Genomic DNA, 21,277 nt, shown 5'->3' with positions numbered 1-21,277 from the left:
CGCTTTCGCAACCCAGCACATGGCCAAGACCGGCAGTCCTGCCTAGACTCTGCATCAAACAGAAGGAAGACGGGAAAACATCAAATGACCCAGCAGTTCGACCGCGCACGGACGTTCCATTCCCTCCATGTCAAGGGAAACCCGATTGTCCTCTACAACGCCTGGGACCCAGGCTCCGCCAAGATCATCGAGAAAGCAGGGGCCAAGGCCATCGCCACCGGAAGCTGGCCGGTCGCGGCCGCTTTCGGATTCGCCGATGGCGAGAAAATCCCGTTGGAACTGGCGCTCGAAAACATCAAACGCATCGTTGCGGCGGTGGATGTGCCGGTAACCGTGGACCTCGAGGGGGGTTACGGGGTCGCTCCGGAGGTTGTCGCCCGCAGCGTGACGCTCGCCGTGCAGGCTGGAGCCGTCGGCTTTAATTTCGAGGATCAGATCGTCGGCGGCAGTGGGCTGCACGACATCGCCATACAGGTGAGGCGGATCGAAGCGGCTGCAGCGGCGGTGAAGACGTCGGGTATTCCGGCCTTCATTAACACCCGAACCGACATTTTCCTGAAGACTAAACCGAATGCGCACGACAAGGCTCTTCTCGATCAGGCGATCGAGCGGGCGCACGCCTACGAAAGGGCCGGAGCGCATGGCTTCTTTGCGCCGGGGCTTGCCGATGAAGGCCTGATCGAGTCGCTCTGCGAGGCAACGGCATTGCCGGTCAACATCATTGCCCTGGCGCATGTGCCGCCGCGCCAGAGGCTTGCCGAACTCGGCGTCGCCCGCGTGAGCCATGGTCCGGTGCCGTACCGGCAGATGGCCGAATGGCTGGAGGCCAAGGCGCGACAGGCGATTTCGGGGTAGCCTGGCGGGGTGCGTCAGTCCTCCAGCGTTCCCGACCTTGCATCGGCGCTCGTCCCGTCGCCGACCAGCTTCAAGAGGTCTTCGCCGGCGCGGATGATGCGGCGGGAACGCCGCGTCAGGATGAGGCCCGCCTGCGGCGCCAACACTTCCGTGCGGCCGTCGGGCTCGCCGGGCGCGTGGACGATGGTGGCAAGGCGCGCACCCTTGGTGACGCGGTCGCCCGGCTTCACGTCGTAGAGGATCGCGCCCGAGCGGGGCGCCGGCATCATCTCGATGTTTTCGAGCGGCGCGACGAGCCCAACGAAGCTGCCAGGCGCGCGCAGCGCCTGGTCCTGGATTACGCCGCGCGCCACCAGCAGCCGGTAGAGCCCTTCGGCATCGGCGCCGGCGAGGGCGCCGTCGACATCGAGTATGCCGCGATATTCGACGGTGGTGGCGACGCGCCGGTGGAGGCGCGCCACGTCGGCGGGAACGTTCTGATACGGCAAGATCGAGGCGCCTTCGAAGGTGCCGTCGGGGTCTTCGTGCCACAGCATCACCGCATCGACGCCCATGGCCGCTGCACAATCCGCCATGGCCGGCCACAGGCTGGTGTGGACGTAGAGATAGGCGAGGCCCTCATCGTCGCAATGCAGGTCGAGCACGATGTCGTGGCCGATGGAGAGCTGCAGCAGCCGCGTTTTCAGCCGCTGGTCGACCGTGCCGTGCGCCGGCAGCAGCGTGAGGTCGGGCGCGGCGAGCCGCGGAAAGCCGCGATTGAAATTGGTGCGCGTGCCCAGATGAAAGCGGCCCTGATGGTCGCCGTAAAGATATTGCGCGCGGCCGATCGGATTAGCCCAGGGCACGATGGTCATATTGCCGGTGATGCGGCCTTCGGCTTCCGCCTTGCTGAGCATCGGCATCAGCGTGTCGATGGCGACGACGCCCGGCAATTCGCCGGCATGAAGTGCCGCCTGCAGATAGGCGGAAGGCGCCGTCTTGTCCGTTCCGGCGAAGCGGAAGACGGGGAATTCGTAGGAAACGCCTTCGCTGTCGCCGGCGACGCGTTCGATGGACTTCTGCATGGGATGGCTCCGGGAGAAGAGGCGGAACACATGCCCTTTTGCCGCTGGGCTGTCGATTGGTCCAGTCGCTGCCGCTATGGGCGCACGATTCTACCCGGCCGTCACACCAGCGGCTTGAGTTCCTGGGCGATGGTCGGCAGAAGCTCCGAGACGTTCGGGTGGATGTGCACGCCGCGCGCCAGCGTGCTGACCGGCGCCTTGGCATACATCAGGTCGAGTACGCAGTGCACCGCCTCGTCGCCGCCCGGGCCGAGCACCGAACAGCCGAGGATCTCCTTGGTGTCGGCATCGACAAGGATCTTCATGAAGCCTTGCGTCTCACCTTTTTCGACTGCACGGCTGACGCGGGTCATTGGCCGCTGGCCGACCAGGGCGCGGCGGCCGGATTTCCTTACCGCGGCTTCGGTCATGCCGCAGCGGCCGAGTGGTGGGTCGATATAGAGCGCATAGGCCTCGATGCGGTCGCTGACCTTGCGCGGATCGTTGTCGAGCAGGTTGGCGGCGACGATCTCGTAATCGTTGTACGAGGTGTGGGTGAAGGCGCCCTTGCCGTTGCAGTCGCCCATCGCCCAGATGCCGGGCACGCTGGTGCGCAACTGGTCGTCGACGACGATGAAGCCGCGTTTGTCGACCTCGACGCCGGCTTTGTCGAGGCCGAGATCGTCGGTGTTTGGCGTGCGGCCGAGCGCCAGCAGCACATGCGAGCCGACCGCAGCCGCCTTGCCTGGCGAGAAGGTCACGGCGATTTCGTGGCCTCGCCTGGCGAAGCGGATGTCGTCGGCGCCGAGATGGACGGCAATGGCTTCGTTTTCGAGGATCGACAAAATGGCGTCCGAGACATCCTCGTCCTCGCGACCGATCAGACGCGGGCTTTTTTCGATGACCGTGACTTCGGAACCGAAGCGGCGGAACATCTGCGCGAATTCGAGCGAGACATAGCTGCCGCCGACGACGATGAGATGGCGCGGCAGCACGTCGAGATCCATCATCGAGGAATTGGTCAGGTAAGAGATGCCGTCGATGCCGGGCAGGTCGGGCACCGAGGCGCGCCCGCCGGTGTTGAGGAATATCTTTTCGGCGCTCAGCAGATCGTCGCCGACGCGCACCGTGTTGGCGCTTACGAAGCGCGCATGGCCGCGATAGAGCGTGCATTTGTCCATGCCGGCAATCCAGTCTTCGAGATTGCCGCGGGCGTCGTTGGAGACCTTGTCCTTGCGCGCCTTGATCGCCTTGTAGTTTACGCCGACGGGACCGGATAGCGTGACCCCGTAATCCGCGGCGGAGCGGGCGAGATGCGCGGCATAGGCGCTTGCCACCATCGTTTTGGTCGGCGTGCAGCCGGTGTTGACGCAAGTGCCGCCGACCAGCTTTCGCTCGATCAGCGCCACGCTCATGCCGGCCGCATTCAGCCTGCCGGCGAGCGGTGGGCCGGCCTGCCCGGCACCGACGATGATGGCGTCGAATGTCTTTGCCGTCATGCCGCCGCCGCCACGATCAGAAGCCCGCCGACGATCGCCACCGCGTCCTCGATGAAGGCGGCGGGCGGGTCCTTGCCGAAGGCGGTGGCGAGGCGCTTGCGCGCCTCGGCACCGCCCAGCGTGCCGATCACCGCGCCGATGGCGCCGGCGATCAGGCCGCCGATGATGGCGCCACCGGTGGCGCCGATCACCGCGCCGGTGAAAGCGCCCAAGACGATGCGCGTGCCGAATTGCTGCGGCACCTTGCGGCTCGGCGCCGAGGGCAGCTGGTCAGTGACCAGTTCGGCGATGGCCAGGATGGTGAAGATGCCGACGGCGATCCAGTGGGCCATGAAGCTCGCCCAGGTGCCGGCGACCGGCAACCAGCCAAGCCAGGCGCCCCAGGCGACCGCGGCGGGCGCGGTCATGGCGCGAAGCCCGGCAACGATGCCAATCAGGAGGGCAAGAATGTACAGCATGATTGATCCCTCGATGGCCGGCTTGGGACATATCCGAGAGGGCAGGCTACCATAGGTCCGGTATTTGACCAGAGGTGGTGTCGCCGCCGGCGCTTCCGTATTTTCACCACTTGTGCTTTGGCAAAGTTGAAACTGGAGTTGCAGCCTTGGCCGGAAGCGAACGCATGAAAATGGCGGCGGGCGAGTGGTATTGCTGCCTTGATCCGGAACTGGAGGCGTTGCGCATCACGGCGCGGGACGCGGTGTTTGAGCACAACAGCCTGCCGCCCCGGCAGCGTCGCGACATCGGGCCTGGATTGCGGACGCTGCTCGGCGCTGCGGGCGAGGGCGCCCGGATCGAGGCGCAGTTCCACTGCGCTTATGGCTTCAACATCTTTCTCGGCGACCGCGTTTTTCTCAATGCCGGCTGCATCATTCTCGATACGGCGCCAGTGCACATCGGCAAGGGAACGCTGCTCGGCCCCAATGTGCAGATCTATTGCGCCGAGCACCACAAGGAGGCTGCCGGGCGACGGGCAGGGCTGGAGATCGCCAAGCCGGTCGAGATCGGCGACAATGCCTGGATCGGCGGCAGTGCCATCATCCTCGGCGGGGTCAGGATCGGCGATGGCGCTATCGTCGGCGCCGGTGCTGTGGTGACGCGCGACGTGGCGGCGAACACCACGGTGGTCGGCAATCCGGCACGCGTAGTCAGCAACAGCTGAGCACCGTGCTTCTGTCGCCGGTCACGTCCTCGTTCTGATGGACATAGGCGGCTGTGTCACTTGGCCGGAGGTGGATGCAACCGTGTGTCGAGCGCAAACGCCTCCTGGGTCTTCATGGCGTATGCCCCTCTGGCGAGGCTCGCGTCGAAGATCAGGTTCCAGCTACGCTGCGATACCGCGCTAGGAATCACCACGAACCGGTGCCGTTGCAGAAGATCGTCGCCAAACGCCTGTTGCCCGGAGCTCGGAATGCCCGGGCGCAACCAGTTGGGGTTGGGCACGGCGGCGGGGTCGACGATATGCACATCCGCGACATCGCTGACGATCGCTGCCGTCATGACATGCGCTATCGTGTCGAGCGCCCTGAAGCCCTTATGAACCGCAACCTCGAGGATCGCAGTCGACGGATCGATCGAGCAGTAGACGGCGCGCACGCCCTTGCTGTTCCAGCGTCCGCCCACCCTGTATGCGCCCTCGCCACTATCCCATGTAGATGCAAACGCGACTTGATCGAGGCGCCATCCGATGAGGTCGGAGCCACCAAGCGCCGCCGGCAGCGGCGTCATGCATAAACGCCATATTCAAGCCGTTCCAGGTAGTCTTCTACAAGCTCGATCCCCGCCGGCGTCGCCAGAAGGTCGATTGGACGACGCTGGTCGAGCCCAATCGCCGGCCGCTCCAGCCATTGCTCTGCCTCCGCCTGCGAACCGAACACGTCGGTCGCTTTCGACAGGATCTCCGCGAACTTCCAGGTTCGTCCGCTCTGGTCCTGACTGAGAGGCTTGGACGGAGCATCCTTGCGGCGCTGGTAGGTGCGCAGGCTCATGCCGATGGCCTTCTCCAGCGAATCGGTCTTCTGGATGAAGACGAGTTGCCCGATAAGATGGTCCAGCGCTGAAGCCGGCAGGCCGTGCAGAAGCAACTCGTGGGCATCCAAAGCGCTGCTGAGGCGCCTTGCCAGAATGCGGCTGCCGCCTAGCAATTTCGCCACCTTCTGAAGTTCATTGTTTTTTGCTGTTGGCGCAGCCTTTTCCAATGCCATCGCCACGGCGAGCCTCTTCGCGTCATCTGTCGCTTTAGTATATGACAGATGACGCAGAGCCTTTCAAGCACCACAGGATCGAGAGCAGGGCAATCGCTTCGAGAGAAAAGATAGCCGACTCGGGCCAGGTGGCAGTCCAACGTCGGCCTGAAGCGATTGCCCTGGAATCGAGCGCGAGCCGAATTTCACCTCGGCATGTGCGCCACGCGCTCCTCCTGAGCACTCCTCGAGAATTCGCGCCGGTACTGCGCCGGCGAGGTTCTGAGGCGCGCTGCGAAGTGCTGGCGCAGCGAGGTAGCGCTGCCGAAGCCGGCCTCGAAGGCAACCGTGTCCATCGATTTTTCCGTTGCTTCCAGCAGCCGCTGCGCCAGCTGGACGCGCTGGTCGGTCAGCCAGTCGCCGAAACTGGTGCCGATCGTTTTCTGGAAACGGCGCGTGAACGTCCGGCGGGTGAGGCCGGCGTGACCGGCAACGCTGTCCAGACTGTGCGGCTCACCCAGGGTTTTGCGCACCGCTTCGAGAGCCTGGGTAAAGCGGTCCGCATTGCCGGTCCTGGCGATGGGACGTTCGATGAATTGCGCCTGCCCGCCCTGCCTGTGCGGAGAAAGCACAATCTGCCGGGCAAGGCGAAGTGCCGCCTCCGCGCCGTAACGAGCCCGTACGACGTGCAGGCAGCAGTCGAGCCCGGCGGCGACGCCGGCGGATGTCACGACATCGCCATTGTCGATGTAGAGCACTTCCGGTTCGACGAGAATGTCGGGATAGAGTTCCTGCAGCTGATCCGCGTAGGCCCAGTGCGTCGCCGCTCGCCGCCCCGAAAGCAGTCCGGTCGCCGCAACAGCGAACGTTCCCAAGCACAGTCCGACGATCAGCGCGCCGCGCTCGTGCGCGCCAAGCAACGCGTCGATCAATGCCGCTGGAGGCGAGCTCCCGAGATCTTTCCAGCTTGGCACGATGACGATGTCGGCGTCATCGAGCGCGGAAAGCCCGTGCGGGACGCTGATGGTCAGACCGGCATCGGTGCGGATCGGCCCGTCCTCAATCGCGCAGACCCGGAAGTCGAAGCGCGGCAGGCCGAGCTCCGTGCGATCCGCGCCGAACACGAGACACGGCACGGAGAGATGAAACGGGCTGATGCCATCGAAGGCGATGGCGGCAACGGCAGGATCGGTCATGGGAGCTCCAGCAACGGGTGAGGCCGATTGTCCCAATTCTTTCGAATAATGTCAATCGGGACACTTTTTGCAATCCGGTGCCGAGCTTATCGTCCGCCCATCAATGTCCAACGGGAAAGGAAAACCCCATGTCGCAACCAGCCAAAGGCAAAGCTCCACGCCGCGCCCTCATCGTCATCGATGTTCAAAACGACTATGACGGCGGCAACCTCGCCATCCAGCATCCGCCGTTCCGCGACAGCGTCGTCAACGTGGCGCGAGCGATGGATGCGGCCACCGAGGCAGGCGTCAAGGTGGTGGTCATCAAACAGTTGGCGCCGGAAACCTCACCGGTCTTCGCCAAGGGCAGCCATGGCGCCGAGTTGCACCCGGAAATCGCTAGGCGAAACCGCGACCACTACATCGAAAAGAACTTGCCCAGCGCCTTCACCGGCACGGACCTCGAGGAGTGGCTGCGCGCCAACTCTATCGATACGGTCACAGTCATCGGCTACATGACGCACAATTGCGATCTGTCGACGGTCATCCACGCCGTGCATATGGGCTTCGAGGTGGAGTTCCTGTCGGACGCAACGGGGTCGTTGCCGTACGCCAACAGCGCCGGCTACGCCTCGGGGGAGGAAATCCATCGCGTCGTGACGATCGTCCTGCAGTCGCGCTTCGCGGCCGTTCTCAAAACCGCCGAGTGGATCGATTGCCTGAAGACCGGCGTGGTACCCCAGCACGACACACCCTATGCCTCCAACCAGCGCGCGCTGGCGCGAAGCGCGGCGTAGGAGACTGTTGCGAACAGGCAGAAGGACGCCGCAGCGTTGCGGCGCCCTTTGCCGTTCAAGCGTTGATTATCCCTAAAACAGGCCTTCGATCTGGCCCATTTCGTTCAGGAAAATCTTTTCCGAGGATGGCGCTTTGGGCAGGCCGGGCATGGTCATCACCTCGCCGCAGATGATGACGACGAAGCCGGCGCCGGCAGACAGCCTGACCTCGCGCACCGGCACGGTGTGGCCGGTCGGCGCGCCGCGCAGATTCGGATCGGTGGAGAAGGAATATTGCGTCTTGGCCATGCAGACCGGCAAATGACCGTAGCCGGCGTGCTCCCAGGCGTGGAGCTGGTCGCGCACCGATTTGTCGGCGATCGCTTCGGAACCGCGATAGATGCGCTGGACGATGGTGTTGATCTTCTCGAACAGCGGCATGGCGTCGGGATACAGCGGGGCAAATTGCGACGCGCCGGATTCGGCCAACGCCACGACTCTTTTGGCCAGTTCCTCGATACCGGCCGATCCCTGGGCCCAGTGCTTGCACAGGATCGCCTCTTCGCCCATCGAGGCGACGTAGTCCTTCATCGCCTGGATCTCGGCCTCTGTGTCGGAGTAGAAATGGTTGATGGCGACCACAGCCGGCACACCGAACTGGCGGATGTTCTCGATGTGGCGGCCGAGATTCGCACATCCCTTCTTGACCGCCTCGACGTTCTCCTTGCCGAGGTCCTCCTTCTTGACGCCGCCATTCATCTTCATGGCGCGAACCGTGGCGACGATGACCGCCGCGGCGGGCCTCAGGCCGGCCTTGCGGCATTTGATGTCGAAGAACTTTTCGGCACCGAGATCGGCGCCGAAACCGGCTTCGGTGACGACGTAGTCGGCAAGCTTCAGCGCCGTCGTCGTGGCAACGACGGAGTTGCAGCCATGCGCGATGTTGGCGAAGGGGCCGCCATGCACGAAGGCCGGGTTGTTCTCCAGCGTCTGCACGAGATTGGGCTGCATGGCATCCTTCAAGAGTACGGCCATGGCGCCGTCGGCCTTGAGGTCGCGCGCATAGACGGCCGACTTGTCGCGGCGATAGGCGACGATGATGTCGCCGAGGCGCCTTTCCAGGTCCTTCAGGTCGGTCGACAGGCACAGGATGGCCATGACTTCCGAGGCGACTGTGATGTCGAAACCGGCCTCGCGCGGGAAACCGTTGGCGACGCCGCCGAGCGAACAGATGATCTCGCGCAGCGACCGGTCGTTCATGTCCATGACGCGGCGCCAGACGACGCGGCGGGTATCGATGCCGAGCTCGTTGCCCCAGTAGATGTGGTTGTCAATCAGCGCCGACAGCAAGTTATGGGCGGTGGTGATGGCGTGGAAATCGCCGGTGAAGTGGAGGTTCATGTCCTCCATCGGCACGACCTGCGCGTAGCCACCGCCGGCGGCACCGCCCTTGACGCCGAAATTCGGTCCGAGCGAAGCCTCACGGATGCAGACGATGGCCTTCTTGCCGAGGCGGTTGAGGCCATCGCCCAAGCCCACCGTCGTCGTCGTCTTGCCTTCGCCGGCCGGTGTCGGGTTGATGGCGGTGACGAGGATCAGCTTGCCATCCTTGTTGCCCTTCACCGACTTGATGAACTCGGCCGAGATCTTCGCCTTGTCGTGGCCGTAGGGCAGAAGATGTTCGCTCGGAATGCCGATCTTCTGGCCGATCTCCTGGATCTGCTTCTTCCTGGCGCCGCGCGCGATCTCGATGTCGGACTTCACTTCGGCCATGGACGACTTCCCTCTGAATTGGACGGATTTGACTAGTGTGGTCGCAAGAATAGCCCGGCATTGCAGGCGCGGGCATGTTCTACCCCTGTCGCTGCCGCGGCGTCAACTTTCATGCAACTATGTTTCCTACGAAGAAAATGCCTCTGCGGCCGGCTGCCCTGCTACAGGTTCTTTTCGCGCCGGTTGCCGCGCCGTATAGAAGCCAGAGCAGGCGCGGTTCCGCCGTCTCAAAACAGCCGCGTAATACGCGAAAAGCGACAGAAGCAACGGCGCAAATTCACCAGCGCCGGCCGTGCGGGACGATCCGCTACTGCGTCAGGACGTTGCTGATCTCGACCATGTTCGAGCGCACCCTGAGTATGTAAAAGCCCATAGTCGTCAGATGTGTCGGCAACAGCCAGCCGTCCTCGCGGCCATTGGCGATGATGAAGGGCTGGATGCGCAGTGCCGAGACGAACTGCGCGTCCATCGTATCCCACAGGTTCTGCAGGTGCTTTTCCTTGATGACGTCCTCGAAGTCGGCCTGTGCGCCCTTCATCAGCCCGTAATAGGCATAGAGCTGGCCATAGGCGAACCAGAAGCGGTCGTCGGCGCGAGTGTCGAACCAGCCATTATTGTGGTTTTCGGCACGCTCCTTGAGGATCGCCGAGGTCGAACCGATGTCGGACGAGATGCGGTCGATATACTGCTTGAGATTGTCGGCGCGGGCATCGAACGTCGCCTGGCAGGCTGCGAGGCGGGCGTTGAAGGAACGCAGCTTGCGCACCGCGTCGCGATAGTAGCTCGGCGTCGGCGTCTTGGGGCCGAACGGGTTCAAGCCGAAATACCAGGTTTCCTCGTCGAACTGCAGATTGCCGCGGGCATCCTGCAGGTCGGCGTCGATCTGCGAGGTGGTGCGGACGCGGCCGAGATTATCGGCAAGCTCGGTCGCCGTGCGCCGCACCGCCTGGTTGATGCCGCGCTGGAACGAAGCCTTGTTGTCCATGAACGGCGTGTGATCCCAGTCGATGCCGAACAGGCCGAGCTTGTAAAGAATCATCGACGACACCCAGGCATTCTGGTTGACGTTGAAGTCGGTCAGGTCGGCCGCAACCTGGGCAATGGCTGAATTTCCGCAGGTCTTGGCCGTGTCGGTGCCGGCGCCGGCGGAAACCTGTTCACCGGCGGAGCTGTTGCGTTTTTCGAACGTGTATTTGTCGACGTAATTCGGGTCGAAATTGTTCCACCACTGGGTGGCGTAGAAGAAGTTGACATAGAGACCGATCAGCACGAGCACAGCCAGGCCGAGCACCGCCTTCAGGATCCAGCCGCGTTGCGTGTACCAGCGCCCCGCCCACAGGAACGGCCACAGGATCGCGCCGATGAGCAGGCCGATGCCGCGGCCAATCCACTGGAAAATCCGGGTGAAGAAACTCACGATCGGATCAAGCATGGCGATGTCACCCCTCAGTCAGTCAAGCCGTAGAGGCGTGTGCGAAACGCCACCTTGTCCTTCAGATATGTGGTTTTCAGAACGTCCACAACATGCGATCGCCAGGCGTCGCTGAAGCCCTCATAGTCCCTGTAGAAGCCCGGCTTGTTGAAGACGTAACGCGAAACGAAGTCCTGCGGCACGAAGTCCGAGATCAGCTGGTTGGTCAGCCAGGCGTCGGCATGGTCCGGCTTGGCGCGGATGACCAGGAAGCGCTGCTGCGGGAACACGTCCTCGATCTTGAGATGGCCGAGCTGGGCGATCTCGCGCTTGGCGGCGTTGAGGAAGGGAAAATTGCCGTCCCTGGTGATCAGATCGGTATGGCCGTGGATCCAGGTCTGCAGCCAGACCTTGTCGACGTCGGTCAGATTGCGGTCGGGATCGGCGTCGCGGATCAGCGCGCGCACCACCATTTCGGCGCGATGCTCGAGATAACCGGAGGTTTCGATCCATGAGGCGCGCGGCAGCTCGATGCGGCCGGTCGAGGCGAGGAACTTGAACACCTTGTCGGCATCGTGGATCGAAAGGTAACTCACCTGCCACGGCCGCGAGCGGCGGAAACCGGGCGCTGCCGGGTCGCTGATCACCGTCGTCACGTCGGGATCGACGAACACATAGAGCCCGCCGAAATGGCTGGTCCAATAGGCATTGTGACGGAAGATCACCTGGTCCGGCACCAGCGCATTCTCGCGGATGTCGCCGCAGACCTTCGCCAGCTCGACCATGTGGGCCAGCATGGCGTTGTCGCGCCAGGCATCCGGCTCCTGCTTCAGCCGGTCGACCAGCTTGCCGAGCTCGGCGGCCTTGCCGAGCACATCCTCGGCCGACAGCACCTTGAACTCGACCTGGTTGATCGACAGCAGGTCCTCGATGTCGTCGACCTTGGGGACCGAATCCTCGATCTCGCCGTAGATGACGTCCTTGATCGTCAGCGCATCGATGGCGCGCTGGTTCTTGGACATGAACTCGTACATCAGCAGCGAGGTGTTGGAGAACGCCGTGTGCACCACCGGCAGGTCGATCTGCGACGGCGTCAGGATGATGAAGCGGCGGTTGACCTCGTTCGGATCGAGGTAGCTGTAGTCGCCGCATTCCTCGGCGACCTGCGGCGAAAAGCCGGTGCGGTCGATCTCGAAGCTTTTCAGCTTGGTCGGCTTCAAGCCGAACGCGACCATCGCCTTGTTGTAGCGCTGGATCAGGTGCGGCTCGTCGATCGTCAGCAGCCGGCCGTAGATCAGTTCGTTGTCGCGCAACAGATCGGGTTTCTTGGCCATTATTCCTTCTCCCCGTTCACGGGGAGACGGTGCCCGAAGGGCGGATGAGGGGCGCGAACGCTCCTTCTCCCCTTGTGGGAGAAGGTGGCCAAGCGAAGCTCGGTCGGATGAGGGGTGTTCCAGCTTGACGAATACCCCTCATCCGTCGCCTTCGGCGACACCTTCTCCCACAAGGGGAGAAGGGGGCGTCGGCGCATCTCACGCATTCCACAGCCCCTTTTTCTTCAACTCCTCGATCTCGCGCACGGCACGCTCCCGCAGACGGGTGTCGCGGATCATCTTGGTCACCGCCGCATCATCGGACTTGTCGGAATAGCGGAACTCGGAATCCGCGTAGCGGTTGATCTCCTGCATGACCATGTCCATCGAGAATGGCCCGCGCAGCTCCTCGATCATCGCTTTCTTGTCGTCGTAACCCTTGTGCATGAAGGCTTCCGGCTTTTCGAACCACTCGTCCGGCAATTCGATGTCCATGGCGCGCATCTTGATGGCATCGGTAACGTTCTTGATGGCGCGGCCGGTAAAGCGCGGCTCGGCATCCTTGATCAAGTGCAGATAGGTGCCGATGTCGGCCATCGTCTTTGGCGCGCCATTCTCCTTCATGTAGCGCTCATAGACCTTCATCAGCCCGTCTTCCTGCGGCTTTTCATGCTCCTCGTAGGCTTCCATCACCGCGCGCTGGATTTCCTGGGCAGCGTAGAGCTTGTGCTCGCCGAGCGGGATCTTGTGGTTCTTGCCGGCGAGCAGAACGAAGATGTCGATGTAGTCGTCGCGGCTCTGCGGGCCATCGACCAGCCAGCGCGCGCCGGCGCGCTGGCGCAATGCGTCGTCGACGTTCTCGGGATAGTTGGAAAACATGCCGAAAGAGCAATTGCCGCGCACCACGGTCGCCGCACCTCCAAAGGCGTCCATCAGGACGCCGGTGATTTCCTGCTGGCCGGCCGAGGCGCGGTCGTCGGACCGGCGTGCCGCCACCTGGTCGATATCGTCGATGGTGCCGAAGCCGATGACGCGCGGGTTCAGCACATTGTTGATGAACTGGCGGCAGTTCTGGCCCGACTTGCCCTGGTAGGAGGAGATCTGGTCGACGCCGAAATTCTCGTAAGCGAAGGGATAGCCGGCGACCTGGCAATAACCATTGAGAAGACCGGCGATCATCTGGATCAAGGTTGTCTTGCCGGTGCCGGGCGCGCCATCGCCGATAAAGGTGAACAGGAAGCCGCCGAGCTCGACGAACGGGTTCAGCTCGCGCTCGAAGTCGTAGGCCATCAGCATCTTGGCAAGCTTGACTGACTGGTATTTGGCGATGTGGTTGCCGACGACCTCTTCCGGTTTTTTGAAGGTCATCACCAGCGGCTTTGCCCGCTTACCCGGCGCGACGTCGAAGCCGTCAAGGGTAAAATCGTCGACGTCGATGCGGATATGCGCGTTCTCGAACGGACCGATGCCGTCGAAGCGGCCCTTTCGCGCCAGCAGCCCGTCGATGGCGACGCGGGCAAAGGCGCGGGCGCGGGTCATCAGGTCGGCATCGTCCTTCGAACCTGCTATCGCCCTGTCGAGCCCGGCTACGATCGACTTCACCGCATCCTGTGGCGTGTCGAACAGAAAGTCCGGCTCGGGCGTGTCGTTCGGCGCCTCGCCGTCGCTGTCGATCAGCTGGAACAAATAGGAGGCAAGGCTGAAGGCGGAGATGTAGGCAGAGGCCGACAGCAGCTTCTTGAAGGTGGCAGCTTCATCGCCTTCGAGCGGCGCACGGGCGTTTTTCGCCTGCAGACTTTCGAGGTCCGAGCCCTCGGCGAAGACATCCGATATGGCCAGCGCTATCGCTGTGCCGCGCCGGGCGCGAAACAACAGCGTGTGCTGCGGGATGGTCAGCAACTGGTCGTCGGAATGGACGGCGGCGACGGTTTTGGAGAGCTCGACCTCGCGCGTGCGGCGCACCGAGCCGACCGAGACGGTAGAGACGAAGCGGCGGTTGGTGCCGGCAAGCGCGGTGCCGGACTCGCGCGATGGGTCCTCCAGCACGACGATGCGAGTGATGAAACTTTGCGCAGTGGCACGGTGCTTTTCAATTGCCGCTTCCGGGATGGTGGTCAGGCCGGTGTCCATGGAGGATGCTCCGCGATTTGACGGTCAGACGTCGCTGATGACCTGCCCTTTGGACAGGATGTGGACCTTGTAGCCCGAAAAGATCTTCTGCGCCTCGCCGGCGGCATAGAGCGCCTGATAGGCCTCGTGCGGAATCAGCGCATGGTTCTCATAGCTCGACACGCCTTGCCGCGCGGCCTCGAGATCGTCGGTATTGATGAAGAATTCCTGCGTCGTCTTTTCGCTCGAAAACAGCCCCTTGCGGCCTGGCTTTTCGGCCTTGGAAAAGACCTCCTGGATGGTCCAGGTCAGCAGCCAGGCGTTTTCCGGCTTGCGCACCTTGGCCAGCACTTCGCTCACCGTCGAATTGTTGTCGGTAATCCCTGCAGAATAGAACGGGCCGAGCACGACGCGACGCAGCTGCTTGGGATGCAGCGGCTCGAAATCCTTGTCGAGGTTGACCGCGATGGTCGCCGGCGACAGCGCGTAGGCGGAATTCTTCTCGGTGAAATCGTCGAAACGGTGGGCAAGCTCGGGATTGAGCAAGCCGTCGACCGGCAGCGGAATGTCGACCCTCTCATTAAGCTTGCCGCTGGAGTCGACAAGCTGCCGGATCATGTCGTCCGAGGAATCCTCAACCGTCACCATATACACAAGCGGCAGGTTGGCGCTGCCGTCGAAGCACGCCCAGTGGACCAGATAATACGGGCGCAACGTCTTCGGATTGACCGACACCTTGACCGTCTGGGCCAGCGTGAACGGGCCGAAGGTGGTCTCGCTCTTGACGTCCTCGAGGTAAAGCCGCTCGGCCATCGACTTCTGCAGCGCTTCGGGGAATTCCTTGTGGCGCAGGATGAAGTCGGCCATTTCCTCGCGCAGCTCGCTGGCCGAAGGGATGACGGCGAGACGGCCGTCGGCCTGGAGCCGGTCGTTTTCCAGTTCGAGCAGGTTCTGGAAGACCGGAAAACCGCTTTCGGCGCGCGAGATGCGGAATGTCTCGGTGAAGCCCAGCCGGTTGCGCCAGCACGAGAACGACTTGTCGAGCCGCGCAATATATTCGGCGACGACCTTGGCGACGATGCCGTGCCGATAGAGCGGCGAGCGATCGTCGCGCATGAACACTTCGAGGCCGCCAAGTGCCGCCGTGATCGCCGAGAAATAGCGCGCCGCAGCTTCGTTTTCGGGGGTCATGCTGCCAGCCCTTGGGAGCAGTGCACGTGCAGCAATTACGACTGCACGTAATTTGCCGAATTGTGCTTCTTCATCACATCGTCGAAGCGGCGGGCGAAGGCATCGTCGGCGAGCTTCTTGCGGCGCTGGATGTCGGCGGTGGCGACCATGTTTTTCTCGTGCATTTCAAGCAGATCGCCGATGTGCTTTTGCGAGGCGGCACCAATGCCGGCCATGGTCTCTTCGGCGGTGTTGTCGACCTGGCTGCCCAGCGTGTTGATCTTGTGGGCGACATCCTGTTGGGCGGCGGTCTTCAGCGAATCTTCCAGCGCCTTGTACAGCACGATGCGCTGCTCGGTATCGATGGTCAGCTTGTTGATCAGCGTCGATTGCGCCGCGATCTGGTTGTTGAGCGAATCAACGAAGGTCTGGAACATCGAGGTGTAGCGCTCCAGCGTCTGGCTTTCGGCCAGCAATTCCTGCTCCTTGGCCTGCTTTTCGTTGTATTCCGTGGCCAGTTTCGAGCGTTCGCCTTCAAGCTGCGTGCGCTCCTTCTGGCTGGTCGAGGCGGCGATCTTGTTCTCGATGTCGAGCAGCATCGGGTTGAGTTCTTCGATGCGTTTCTGCACGGTCTCGAGATTGGACATGGTGGTCTTGCGGCGCTCGATCACCTGCGACAGGCTGGCCTCGGAGGTCTTGTAGCGCGTGTCGAGAACCTGCTTCTGCGCCTTGAGGATGCCGACGATGGTGTCGGATTTCGCCAGCAGCTCCTGCAGATTGCCGGCCAGCGACATGTTGCGGACGCGGTCGGTGCGCAGGCGCTGCTTGCGCTGGCTGGAGAAGACACCGACGAAATTTTCCCAGCCGGTGTAGTTCTTCATGCTCTCGAATTCGGCGCCGAAGACGTTGGTGGCGTCCTCGAGGCCGATAATCAGGTCGGCGATATTGCCTTCCATCACCTTCTGCTGCTTCAGCACGTCCTCGATGCGGGCATTCTCGATGTCGAAATTGGCGTCGCCGATCTTCTTGTCGGCGGTGGCGAGCGTCTCGAGCACAGTACCGGACTGCTCAATCTTGGTGCGCATGTCCTCAACGACCTGCTTGGTCTTGGCAATCTCGGCGTCGAAATTCTGCAATGTCGCCATTGGGGCCTCCCGCTTCGGCATCGGTTTCGTTTCGCAAACCGCCGCGAATATATGTGCCGGGTTTGGCGAATGAAAGACGGAAGACATGGGATTACAGGAAAACAAAAGAATTTCAGGAGGCCGACCGCAGGATAGTCAGGCAATGATTACGGTGTAACTGCCGTCCGGTCAGACACCGCTTCAACCGCGGCTGGACTTTAGGTCGGGAGCGACGCTCAGGGCTTGGGATCGGCCTTGAGGTAGGCGATGACATTGGCGATGTCGTCGTCGCTGGTCAGGCCGGAGAAGGCCATTTTGTTGCCGGGGACCTTCTGCCGCGGCGCGCGCAGGTATTCGGCGAGGTTTGCTTCGTCCCAGACCAGGCCGGCGGCCTTCATCCCCTGCGAGTAGCGGCTGAGATAACTGTCCGCGGTGCCGGCGGTGCGGCCGACGACACCCAGCAGATGCGGGCCGACCTTGTCGTGGTCGCTCGTGGCCTCATGACAGGCCATGCATCTGTTGAAGACTTTCTTGCCGAGAGCGGCATCGCCGTCGGCATGCGCGGCAAGAGCGCCGGCGATGAGGAAAGCAGTTGCAGATGAGATGGCTCGAAGCATGGGAACTCCCCGACGGCTCTGGTTGAGAGGTTCTGAAATAGGAAGCAGGCCTTAAACAAGCGCCGCACGATGGCGCGATTGGCGAACGAATGTCGGCCGGGAGGTCGGATGAAAGCAATAGCGCTGGTCAGGTTCTGGTGAAGCCGATGAAATCGTCGGGCACGGCGCGGCCCATTTCCTCTTCCCAATGGCGGCGGCAGAGCGAGACATAGACATCCTTGCCGATCGCCACCTGTTCGCCCTGTTTCGCCACCTTGCCGTCGGCGCCGAGGCGCACCACCATCGTCGCCTTGCGGCCGCAACGGCAGATGGTGCGCACCTCGCGCAGGTCGTCGGCGATTGCCAGCAGGGTGCGCGATCCGGAAAACAGCTTGCCCTGGAAATCGGTGCGCAGGCCGTAGCACATGACCGGGATGTTCAGCCGGTCGGCGATGCGGGCGAGTTGCCAGACTTGCTCCTCTTCGAGGAACTGCGCCTCATCGATGAAGACGCAATGGACCGTGGCGTGGTCGTGATGCTCGGCGACCCGGGCGAACAGGTCGTCGCCGTCGCGGAACATCTCGGCTTCCGTCTCCAGGCCGATGCGCGACGAGATCAGCCCGGTATCGCCCTTGCGGTAGTGGCCGGCGATGAACAGCATCGTCGTCATGCCGCGCTCGCGGTAATTGTACGAGGCCTGCAACAGCATCGTCGTCTTGCCGGCATTCATCGTCGCATAATGGAAGTACAGCTTGGCCATGCCGTCCTTTTAAGCCGAGTTGCAACAAAGCGGGGAGGGGGAGCGCCTACATTCCACCGGGAAAAGACGACTTCCATCCGGAAAGCGGCGGGCGTGTCGCTGATCGGCCAGCCTGCGCCGTTGTTCGTGATTGCCTTAGTGCTTGAAACCGCAGCAGAATGATGTTTGGCTGACGGAACAAAGGCGGAGATAAAACCGTCGCGTCGCTTCACCGAGAACTGAAATGGGAGAATTTTCATGTCGCGTATGAGTTCATTCGTCGCCGGCCTCGGCCTGGCGGCTTTTCTATCCACGACTGGGGCCTTCGCCGGCGATCCGGAAAGCTGCAAGACGGTGCGGCTGTCCGATGTCGGCTGGACCGACATCCAGGCGACCACCGGCGTCGCTTCGGTGCTGCTCACGGCGCTCGGCTACGAGCCGCAGGTGATCCAGCTTTCGGTGCCGGTGACCTATGCGTCGCTGAAGAACAAAGACCTCGACGTGTTCCTCGGAAACTGGATGCCGTCGATGACCAACGACATCAAGGACTATGCCGCCGAAGGCTCGGTCGAGACCGTCAGCGAAAATCTCAGCGGTGCCGGCTACGGCATCGTCGTTCCGACCTATGTCGCCGATGCCGGTGTCAAGACGCTGACCGATCTCGGCAAGTTCAAGGACAAGTTCGACGGCAAGATCTACGGCATCGAGGCCGGCAATGACGGCAACCGCATCATCCTCGACATGATCAAGGATCCGAAGACCAATCTTGAAGGCTTCGAACTGGTCGAATCTTCCGAGGCCGGCATGCTCACCCAGGCCGAGCAGTCGATGAAGAACAATGAATGGATCGCCTTCCTCGGCTGGACGCCGCATCCGGTGATGGGCGCCATGAAGATCACCTACCTCGAGGGGATGGGAGATAGCGGCTTTGGTGCTGCCACCGTGCATACCAATGTACGTAAGGGCTACATGAGCGAATGCCCGAACGCCGGCAAGTTCATCGCCAATCTGAAGTTCAACCTCGACATGGAAGGCGAGATGATGGACGCGATCCTGAAGGGCGGCGATGCCAATACGGTCGCGACCGACTGGCTGAAGAAGCACCCGGACGCGGTCGCTCCCTGGATCGCCGGCGTCACCACCTTCGACGGCGGCGATGCGGCGGCTGCGGTGAAAACGGCGCTCGGAAGCTGACCCGACCATCTGGCATGACGAGACAAGGGGCAGCCACGGTAGAAATGGCTGCCCTTTTTCATATCCTGTGACAAGATGACCGTCCGGCGAAGGACGGCGCCGGCAGAAGAGGGGCTAGATGGATCCGATCTCCAAATTCCTGGTCAGTTACAAGATTCCCATCGGGGCATGGGGGAAGGCGTTTTTCGGCTTTCTCACCGACAATTTCGACACCATCTTCAGGGCCTTTTCCAACAGCCTCAACTTCCTGCTCGACGGCATCGTCGACGGGCTGCTGTTGCTGCCGCCGGTTCTGCTGATCGCGCTGATCGCTCTGCTCGCCTATTTCCTGCAGCGCTCGAAAGGCCTGGCTTTGGCGGTATTCATCGGATTGCTGTTCATCCTCAACCAGAACCTGTGGAAGCAGACGGTGGAGACGCTGGTGCTGGTGGTCGCCGCCGCCGCCGTGTCGATGGCCATCGGCGTGCCGCTCGGCATCTGGGCCGCGCACAAGCCGAAGGTGTATCGCGTCATGCTGCCGGTGCTCGACCTGATGCAGACATTGCCGACCTTCGTCTACCTGATCCCGGTGCTGACCCTGTTCGGCCTCGGCAACGCGCCCGGCCTGATCGTCACCATCATCTTCGTCATCCCGACCTCGGTTCGGCTCACCCATCTCGGCGTCACCTCGGTGCCGAAATCGATCGTCGAGGCGGGCGAGGCATTCGGCGCCACCAAGCGCCAGCTGCTGTGGAAGGTCGAGCTGCCTTCAGCGCTGCCGACCATCATGGCTGGGCTGACCCAGTCGATCATGCTGTCGCTGTCGATGGTGGTGTTCGCCGCCCTGATCGGCGCCGGCGGCCTCGGTACGGAAATCAACCGGGCGCTCGGTTCGCGCAGGATTGACCTCGGGCTTGAGGCAGGGCTCGCCATCGTCGTGCTCGCCATCGTGCTCGACCGGATGACGCGCATCGGCGTGGGAGGCAAGAAATGACCGTCGCCGTCGATTTCAGGAATGTCGACATCGTCTTCGGCGCCGACCAGGCAGGCTCGCTGGCGCTGATCGACAGTGGTGCCACCCGAGCCGAGATCCTCGAAAAAACCGGCAACGTACTGGGCTGCGCCGGCGCCAGCCTCACCGTGAACGAGGGCGAGATCTCGGTGCTGATGGGGCTTTCCGGCTCCGGCAAATCGACGCTGCTCAGAGCCGTCAACCGGCTGAACGTCGTCTCGCGCGGCCAGGTGCTGGTCAAGGATGGCGACGGCACGGTCGACGTCGTCACCTGCGACGAGGCGACGCTTCGGCGGCTGCGGCAGAAACAGGTGGCGATGGTGTTCCAGCAGTTCGGCCTGCTGCCGTGGCGCACGGTGGAGGAGAATGTCGGCCTTGGCCTCGAGCTCGCCGGCGTACCCGAAGCCGAGCGCAAGGAGCGGGTGAACAGGCAACTGAAGCTGGTTCATCTCGACCAGTGGTCGAAGAAATATGCGCATGAGCTGTCCGGCGGCATGCAGCAGCGCGTCGGCCTGGCGCGCGCCTTTGCCACCGAGGCGCCGATCCTGCTCATGGACGAGCCGTTCTCGGCGCTCGATCCGCTGATCCGGACCAAGCTGCAGGACGAGTTGCTGCAGCTCCAGGCCGAGCTGAAGAAGACCATCATCTTCGTCAGCCACGACCTCGAGGAGGCGCTGAAGATCGGCACCCATATCACCATCATGGAAGGCGGGCGCATCGTGCAAACAGGCGCGCCGGAAGACATCGTGCTGCGGCCCGCCAACGACTATGTCCGCGACTTCATCGCCAATGTGAACCCGCTCTCGGTGCTGACCGCGTGGAACGTCATGCGCGACCGACGCGACCTCGAACATGGCGAGAACGGCTGGGTGTGGCTCGACCGGCGCAGGACGACGCGTTTCAAGATCGACGAGCATGGGCTGGTGGCGGCGGCCGAGCGCGACGGCAAGCCGGCGGTCTGGGTGTCCTGCGCCGATGTCGAAGCCCAGCCGGAGGAGACGGCTCAGGTATTCTGGGCCAATCCCGGCACCTCGCTGAAGACCGTGATGCTGGCCATGCATCGCTCGCAGACCGCACCCGTCGCGCTATTCGACGAGCAGTCGCGCTTCGTCGGCGCCATCGGCGTCAGGGATGTGTTGAGCGCGGTGCTGCGAAGATAGTTTTTCTCCTTGGGGAGAGAACCAAGACCAAACGCCGAGTTCTGTCGCGCCCCCCTCTGTCCTGAGTTGTGTGCGTCAAGTTCTGCAAAATGGCGTGGCATCGCGGTGACGTCGGCGTGTCCGCCGCGCAGCCCCCGTGTTTAGCGGAGCGGCGGACACATGACGG

Annotated in this window: 20 protein-coding genes; 6 read left to right on the top strand and 14 right to left on the bottom strand. The window is 62.7% G+C overall.

Features of this window, described 5'->3' with window-relative positions; all coding sequences use genetic code 11:
• The first annotated feature begins 84 nt into the window (after nucleotides 1-84).
• The gene (locus tag NKH49_RS27250) at nucleotides 85-855 is read left to right on the top strand and encodes an isocitrate lyase/PEP mutase family protein (RefSeq protein WP_352928794.1); all 771 of its coding nucleotides are present in this window, start codon (nucleotides 85-87) and stop codon (nucleotides 853-855) included.
• Between the two features lie 14 nt (nucleotides 856-869).
• Here the strand turns inward: NKH49_RS27250 and NKH49_RS27245 are convergent, their stop codons facing one another.
• The 3 genes from NKH49_RS27245 to NKH49_RS27235 all read right to left on the bottom strand — a co-directional run bounded on the left by NKH49_RS27245 (nucleotide 870) and on the right by NKH49_RS27235 (nucleotide 3,855).
• Entirely contained in the window at nucleotides 870-1,919 is a 1,050-nt protein-coding gene (locus NKH49_RS27245; protein ID WP_352928754.1) for a M14 family metallopeptidase, read from the bottom strand.
• Between the two features lie 101 nt (nucleotides 1,920-2,020).
• Entirely contained in the window at nucleotides 2,021-3,397 is a 1,377-nt protein-coding gene (locus NKH49_RS27240; RefSeq protein ID WP_352928752.1) for an FAD-containing oxidoreductase, read from the bottom strand.
• A complete protein-coding gene (locus NKH49_RS27235; protein WP_352928750.1) occupies nucleotides 3,394-3,855 on the bottom strand; it encodes a DUF4126 domain-containing protein in 462 nt (153 codons plus the stop codon). Before NKH49_RS27235 ends, NKH49_RS27240 begins: the two co-directional genes overlap by 4 nt.
• Before the next feature lie 146 nt (nucleotides 3,856-4,001).
• Between NKH49_RS27235 and NKH49_RS27230 the strand changes: the two genes are divergently transcribed.
• Nucleotides 4,002-4,559 carry a sugar O-acetyltransferase gene (locus NKH49_RS27230; protein WP_352683893.1) on the top strand — a complete coding sequence of 186 codons (558 nt, stop codon included), beginning with the start codon at nucleotides 4,002-4,004 and terminating at the stop codon, nucleotides 4,557-4,559.
• A gap of 56 nt (nucleotides 4,560-4,615) precedes the next feature.
• Here the strand turns inward: NKH49_RS27230 and NKH49_RS27225 are convergent, their stop codons facing one another.
• The 3 genes from NKH49_RS27225 to NKH49_RS27215 all read right to left on the bottom strand — a co-directional run bounded on the left by NKH49_RS27225 (nucleotide 4,616) and on the right by NKH49_RS27215 (nucleotide 6,776).
• Nucleotides 4,616-5,125 (bottom strand): RES family NAD+ phosphorylase, encoded by a 510-nt coding sequence (locus NKH49_RS27225; protein ID WP_352819903.1) that lies wholly within the window; start codon nucleotides 5,123-5,125, stop codon nucleotides 4,616-4,618.
• Nucleotides 5,122-5,601 carry a type II RES/Xre toxin-antitoxin system antitoxin gene (parS, locus tag NKH49_RS27220; protein ID WP_352819962.1) on the bottom strand — a complete coding sequence of 160 codons (480 nt, stop codon included), beginning with the start codon at nucleotides 5,599-5,601 and terminating at the stop codon, nucleotides 5,122-5,124. Before parS ends, NKH49_RS27225 begins: the two co-directional genes overlap by 4 nt.
• Before the next feature lie 185 nt (nucleotides 5,602-5,786).
• Nucleotides 5,787-6,776, bottom strand: coding sequence for a helix-turn-helix domain-containing protein (locus tag NKH49_RS27215; RefSeq protein WP_352928746.1), 990 nt, complete (start codon nucleotides 6,774-6,776; stop codon nucleotides 5,787-5,789).
• Between the two features lie 128 nt (nucleotides 6,777-6,904).
• On the opposite strand from NKH49_RS27215, the gene NKH49_RS27210 reads away from it, so the two are divergent.
• Nucleotides 6,905-7,552 carry a cysteine hydrolase family protein gene (locus NKH49_RS27210; RefSeq protein WP_352450542.1) on the top strand — a complete coding sequence of 216 codons (648 nt, stop codon included), beginning with the start codon at nucleotides 6,905-6,907 and terminating at the stop codon, nucleotides 7,550-7,552.
• A gap of 72 nt (nucleotides 7,553-7,624) precedes the next feature.
• Here the strand turns inward: NKH49_RS27210 and NKH49_RS27205 are convergent, their stop codons facing one another.
• The 8 genes from NKH49_RS27205 to NKH49_RS27170 all read right to left on the bottom strand — a co-directional run bounded on the left by NKH49_RS27205 (nucleotide 7,625) and on the right by NKH49_RS27170 (nucleotide 17,787).
• Nucleotides 7,625-9,304 (bottom strand): formate--tetrahydrofolate ligase, encoded by a 1,680-nt coding sequence (locus tag NKH49_RS27205; RefSeq protein ID WP_352815244.1) that lies wholly within the window; start codon nucleotides 9,302-9,304, stop codon nucleotides 7,625-7,627.
• A gap of 307 nt (nucleotides 9,305-9,611) precedes the next feature.
• Nucleotides 9,612-10,736, bottom strand: a complete 1,125-nt coding sequence (locus NKH49_RS27200) for a DUF2333 family protein (RefSeq protein WP_352450540.1) — start codon at nucleotides 10,734-10,736, stop codon at nucleotides 9,612-9,614.
• A gap of 14 nt (nucleotides 10,737-10,750) precedes the next feature.
• Nucleotides 10,751-12,049, bottom strand: coding sequence for a DUF6638 family protein (locus tag NKH49_RS27195; protein ID WP_352928744.1), 1,299 nt, complete (start codon nucleotides 12,047-12,049; stop codon nucleotides 10,751-10,753).
• Between the two features lie 198 nt (nucleotides 12,050-12,247).
• Complete coding sequence (locus tag NKH49_RS27190; RefSeq protein ID WP_352928742.1) at nucleotides 12,248-14,158, bottom strand: AAA family ATPase; 1,911 nt, start codon at nucleotides 14,156-14,158, stop codon at nucleotides 12,248-12,250.
• Nucleotides 14,159-14,182: 24 nt separating this feature from the next.
• A complete protein-coding gene (locus tag NKH49_RS27185) occupies nucleotides 14,183-15,328 on the bottom strand; it encodes a hypothetical protein (protein ID WP_352928740.1) in 1,146 nt (381 codons plus the stop codon).
• Between the two features lie 35 nt (nucleotides 15,329-15,363).
• Nucleotides 15,364-16,452, bottom strand: coding sequence for a hypothetical protein (locus NKH49_RS27180; protein WP_352540990.1), 1,089 nt, complete (start codon nucleotides 16,450-16,452; stop codon nucleotides 15,364-15,366).
• Nucleotides 16,453-16,667: 215 nt separating this feature from the next.
• The gene (locus tag NKH49_RS27175; protein ID WP_352469717.1) at nucleotides 16,668-17,048 is read right to left on the bottom strand and encodes a c-type cytochrome; all 381 of its coding nucleotides are present in this window, start codon (nucleotides 17,046-17,048) and stop codon (nucleotides 16,668-16,670) included.
• Nucleotides 17,049-17,175: 127 nt separating this feature from the next.
• Nucleotides 17,176-17,787 (bottom strand): thymidine kinase, encoded by a 612-nt coding sequence (locus tag NKH49_RS27170; protein ID WP_352770904.1) that lies wholly within the window; start codon nucleotides 17,785-17,787, stop codon nucleotides 17,176-17,178.
• A gap of 237 nt (nucleotides 17,788-18,024) precedes the next feature.
• Here NKH49_RS27170 and NKH49_RS27165 point away from each other — a divergent pair, with 237 nt between their 5' ends.
• The 3 genes from NKH49_RS27165 to choV all read left to right on the top strand — a co-directional run bounded on the left by NKH49_RS27165 (nucleotide 18,025) and on the right by choV (nucleotide 21,111).
• Nucleotides 18,025-18,960, top strand: coding sequence for a choline ABC transporter substrate-binding protein (locus tag NKH49_RS27165; RefSeq protein WP_292660734.1), 936 nt, complete (start codon nucleotides 18,025-18,027; stop codon nucleotides 18,958-18,960).
• A gap of 118 nt (nucleotides 18,961-19,078) precedes the next feature.
• The gene (gene choW / locus NKH49_RS27160; RefSeq protein WP_254819158.1) at nucleotides 19,079-19,933 is read left to right on the top strand and encodes a choline ABC transporter permease subunit; all 855 of its coding nucleotides are present in this window, start codon (nucleotides 19,079-19,081) and stop codon (nucleotides 19,931-19,933) included.
• Nucleotides 19,930-21,111 carry a choline ABC transporter ATP-binding protein gene (gene choV, locus NKH49_RS27155; protein WP_352540993.1) on the top strand — a complete coding sequence of 394 codons (1,182 nt, stop codon included), beginning with the start codon at nucleotides 19,930-19,932 and terminating at the stop codon, nucleotides 21,109-21,111. The genes choW and choV overlap by 4 nt, the downstream gene beginning before the upstream one ends.
• Nucleotides 21,112-21,277: the final 166 nt, after the last annotated feature.

This window comes from Mesorhizobium sp. M1088 (genome assembly GCF_040318575.1).
GTDB lineage: Bacteria > Pseudomonadota > Alphaproteobacteria > Rhizobiales > Rhizobiaceae > Mesorhizobium.
Note: the sequence above shows the minus strand (reverse complement) of the source record. Positions and strands in the feature narration are given on the sequence as shown.